At 72.9% G+C, this 4,188-nt stretch carries 4 protein-coding genes, 1 rRNA gene and 1 pseudogene; 3 read left to right on the forward strand and 3 right to left on the reverse strand.

Annotated elements, in window-relative coordinates; all coding sequences use genetic code 11:
* Positions 1–75 (forward strand): 5S ribosomal RNA (gene rrf, locus PUR56_RS06925); the annotation flags it as partial.
* Between the two features lie 132 nt (positions 76–207).
* Here rrf and PUR56_RS06930 read toward each other — a convergent pair.
* The 3 genes from PUR56_RS06930 to PUR56_RS06940 all read right to left on the reverse strand — a co-directional run bounded on the left by PUR56_RS06930 (position 208) and on the right by PUR56_RS06940 (position 3,042).
* On the reverse strand, positions 208–1,398 hold the full coding sequence (locus PUR56_RS06930; protein WP_329948262.1) for a hypothetical protein: 1,191 nt from the start codon (positions 1,396–1,398) through the stop codon (positions 208–210).
* A gap of 192 nt (positions 1,399–1,590) precedes the next feature.
* Complete coding sequence (locus PUR56_RS06935) at positions 1,591–2,361, reverse strand: lysophospholipid acyltransferase family protein (protein WP_329880174.1); 771 nt, start codon at positions 2,359–2,361, stop codon at positions 1,591–1,593.
* A gap of 255 nt (positions 2,362–2,616) precedes the next feature.
* A complete protein-coding gene (locus PUR56_RS06940) occupies positions 2,617–3,042 on the reverse strand; it encodes a DUF4395 domain-containing protein (RefSeq protein ID WP_329880172.1) in 426 nt (141 codons plus the stop codon).
* A gap of 218 nt (positions 3,043–3,260) precedes the next feature.
* Between PUR56_RS06940 and PUR56_RS06945 the strand changes: the two genes are divergently transcribed.
* Positions 3,261–3,674, forward strand: a complete 414-nt coding sequence (locus PUR56_RS06945) for a TlpA family protein disulfide reductase (protein WP_329880171.1) — start codon at positions 3,261–3,263, stop codon at positions 3,672–3,674.
* Positions 3,675–4,046: 372 nt separating this feature from the next.
* Positions 4,047–4,188, forward strand: a pseudogene (locus PUR56_RS06950) (electron transfer flavoprotein subunit beta); the annotation flags it as partial.

Raw genomic sequence — 4,188 nt, forward strand, 5'->3', positions numbered from 1 at the left:
AACCCGGAAGCTAAGCCTCACAGCGCCGATGGTACTGCAGGGGGGACCCTGTGGGAGAGTAGGACGCCGCCGAACAATCATTGTGAAGAACCCCCGTCCGGGATACGGACGGGGGTTCTTTGCGTTTCCGGGGCAATTCCGGGGAATTCCGGTGATACCGGGGCGGCGGTGTTCACGTCCCGTGCCACGTCGGACCGGTCCGGGAGGTCAGCCCTGGGGCGGTGCGGTGCCCCAGCTCGGTCGGCTCTCCGAGCGGTCGGGGGTGTCGGTGAGCCGGGTCGGGCTACCCCCGTCGGGCTGCATGACGTAGAGGTCGGAGGAGGTCCCGGTGCCGGCGGCGCGGGCGAAGACGATGGATCCGCCGTCGGGGGCGTAGGCCGCGGGGCCGTAGGAGACGTCGGACGGGCCGGGCGTCAGGGCCTCGATCGCGCTGCCGTCGGCGTGCATGGCGTAGATCCCGCCCCCCGGGGTGAGGTCGGGGCCGGCGGGGAAGGTGGTGAAGACGATCCGGGTGCCGTCGGGGGACCATCCGGCACGGCCTCCGGCCCGCAGCTCCCAGGGGGTGAGCTGGCGGAGGCCGGTGCCGTCTGCGGCGACGGAGAACAACGCGCGGCCGTCGGCGGGGAGCCCGGTGGCGCTGGTGCGGTACTCGAAGACCAGCTGCTTTCCGTCGGGCGACCAGCTGGGACTCGTCACCTCGCCGGAGTAGGGCTTGTCGTTGGTGAGGAAGGTCAGACGCTGGACGTCGGTGCCGTCCGGGGTCATCAGGTACAGGTCGGAGTACTGGATCTGACCGGTCTCGGGGTCGCCGGATCCCCAGGTGCGGTTGAAGGCGATCCGCCCGCCGTCCGGGGAGAAGGCGGGGTGACTCTCCGCCTCGTTGATGCAGTCGGGAGCTCCCACGCTGCAGAGCGGACCGACCTGGTGGGCGTTCTCTCCGGAGGCCGTGGTGAGCCAGATCCGGGCGGCGGAGGCGGCGTCGCCGGTGCGGTCGAAGGCGAGCGCGACGCCGTCGGGGGACCACGAGGGATTGTCGTCGCGGGCGCCGTCCGGCGGCTGGGTGAGCGGACGCTCGCCGGTGCCGTCGGGCCCGGTGGAGAGGATGGCGCCGGTTTCCCGGTCCGCGCCGAGCGTGACCCGGCTGGCGATCAGACCGTTGCGGGCGGAGGGCGGGGTCGCGGCGGCGGCGCCGACGACACCGGGGGCGGCAGCGGCCGGCTCGGGCGTAGGCGTGGGGGTGGGGGACGGCGATTCGGCGCGGATCTCGCTGAGCGGGATGTCGCCGGGCTGTGCGCCGCAACCGGTGAGCAGGGCTCCTGCCAGCAACAGGCCCGCACCGGCGCGAGTGCGGGTGCGGGCCGTGGTGGGGGTGGTCCGTGCGAGCCGTGTGCCGGTCATTCGCGTCTCATCTCCGTCTCCGATCCGCCGGGTGAGTCCCGGCGAGCTTCGAGGGAGCTGTCACGTTGTCAGATCGGACGCGGCGAAAAGGGGGCGACACGCGACGATGTGCGTTCGTTCGGGCACTCGGAGTAGCTGCGTGGCGGGACGTGAGGCGCGGCGTGAGGTGCGGGCGGCGGGCGCGGGACGGCGTCAGTCGCGGGCGGTCCGGCGTTCGGCCTTGGCGGTGGCCTCCGCCTCGTCCTCGGCCTCGGCGACCTCCAGGGTGGGGGCGGTGCCGCCCAGCTGGGCGGGCAGCCACCAGGTGTCGTCGGGGCCGGACGGCTTGCCGGGGTACTCGCGCTGGGCCTGGTCGAGCATCTCGGACATCGCGGCGCGGAGCCGGCGGGTGACCATGACGGGCTTGTCGGTGGGGGCCAGCTCGATCGGCTCGCCGATCATGATGGTCACCGGGACGTGCCGCTTGGTGAGGGTCTTCGGGCGGCCCTTGGTCCAGAGCTGCTGGGTGCCCCAGAGGACGACGGGCAGCAGCGGCGCGCCGGAGTCGGCGGCCATACGGGCGGCACCGGTCTTGAACTTCTTCAGCATGAAGGAGCGGCTGATGGTGGCTTCGGGGAACACACCGACCATCTCGCCGGCCCGCAGGGCCCGGACGGCGGCCTCGTACGCGGGCTGGCCGTCGGTGCGGTCGACCGGAATGTGCTTCATGCCGCGCATCAGCGGGCCGGAGACGCCGTGCTTGAAGACGTCGTCCTTGGCCATGAAGCGGGTCTTGCGCCGTCCGCCGCGGTAGGCGCCGAGGCCGGCGAAGAGGAAGTCCAGGTAACTGATGTGATTGCTCACCAGGACTGCTCCGCCCTTGGCGGGGATGTGCTCGGCGCCGACGATCCTGATGCGCACGTCGAGCGCGCGGAAGACGGTCAGTGCGGCGCCGATCACCGGCGGGTACACGAACTCTGCCACGGTCAGTCCTGACTTCGACGGGCCTCGCGGCCCGGTACGGCGGGTACCCGAGCCGTACGTGGGGGCCGACCGGTGGCGCGGCACGCCGCGGCGGCCACGGGTGATACACGGAGATGATCCCCCGAAGGGGTGCCCGCTGTCACCTGAGGCGTACCGCCAGGCGGAATGTGAAGGTGTGATGTGCGTGATGAGTCCGGCCGGGAACTTTTCCCGGCCGGACCGTCGGGCGGCCGGCTCGGGCCGGTGGCGGGGTGCTCAGGCGGCGATGTCCACCCGGCCCTGGGCGCGGCGGACCAGCAGGTACATCTCGCAGCCCAGGCAGTAGCCGAAGGCGGCGTTGAGGAAGGCGGCGGCGAGTGCGAACCCGGTCGCGAGCAGGCCGAGCCAGTCGACCCCGGTGAGGAAGCCGAGCGCGCCGACGACGGCGAAGACCAGGCCGACGCCCTGGGCGAACCGCGGCGGGCGCTCGTCCTCGGTCTCGGTCGGCGGCGCGAGCCGGGGCCGGACCAGCGTGCGGTAGAGCCAGCCGTAGGGCGAGTGGCGCAGCCCGGCGACGGCGCCGAGGGCGAAGACGAGGGCCTGGGCGACCAGCAGGAGTCCGCTGCCGGTGAGCAGGACGGCTATCAGGACGACGGTGGTGAGCGCGGCGGCGAAGCGCGGGCCGCGGGGATCGATCTGCACGGGGGCTCCGGGGGAGGGGCGACGGGTGACGGCGGGGCGCGTCAGCGACAGCGCGAGGCCGTGGCCCGGCACAGGTCGACCACCCGGCGGGCGGTCAGCAGCGGCTGTGCGGGGCGGTCGGAGTCCACCCGGCGATCGTACGCGCGCCGTGGGCCGCGGGTCGACCGGTTTGCGGGGCCCGTTCCCGGAGCCCGGGCGGGCGGGGGCAGACTGGGGGGATGACCGGGTTGGTGGTGTGCGTTGTCGTCCTCGTGGTGGCGAGCGCGTTCGGGCTGCTGCGGGCCAAGCGTGACGGGAGGTTGCGGGTGCGGGTGAAGGACGGGGCGGTGCGGCTGTCGGCGGCCGAGCTGGGGGTGCCGCTCGGCGAGCGGGCGACCCTGGTGCAGTTCTCCAGCGCGTTCTGCCAGCCCTGCCGGGCCACGCGCAGGGTGCTGACCGAGGTGACCGGGATGGTCGAGGGGGTGGCGCACGTCGAGTTGGACGCCGAGGAGCGGCTGGAGCTGGTCCGTCGTCTGGACATCCTGCGGACGCCGACCGTTCTGGTGCTGGACGCGGGCGGTCGGGTGGTGCGCCGGGCGGCCGGGCAGCCGCGGAAGGTGGACGTGATCGCCGCCCTGGGTGAGGCGGTCTGAGGCTGTTCCCGCTCCCGGTTCGGAGGGCGCGGGTCGTTCCGGGCGGTGAATCCGGAGGCCGAAGGACCGCCCCGTGGGGTGGAGCACGGGTCGGGCTGGGGCAGGATGGCCCTGACGGCAGTGCAGCCGTCCTGTGGCCGCCGTCCGGGCCGGGGATCCTCTCCGGGCTGGTCGGAGGGGTTGCGGGACGCTCGGTCGGGACCTCCCGCCGTAAGCTACTGGCCAGTAGTGACCGTTGTGCTACTGGCGAGTATGCTGCGACGGAGTTCCGGACCGGCACGGGAACACGCTGCCCGGAGCGGGTGCGTACCGTGTGCGCGCCCGCTTGCACAGCCGCAGCCGCCGGACGAGACCCAGTACAGGAGACAGGCCGTGAGCTTGAGGATCGTTGTCTGTGTGAAGCACGTGCCGGACGCGACGGGTGACCGTCGTTTCTCGGACGATCACACCACCGACCGGGAGGGCGTGGACGGCCTTCTGTCGGAGCTGGACGAGTACGGCGTGGAGCAGGCGT

It is taken from the genome of Streptomyces sp. BE303, from assembly GCF_036290945.1.
Lineage (GTDB): Bacteria > Actinomycetota > Actinomycetes > Streptomycetales > Streptomycetaceae > Kitasatospora.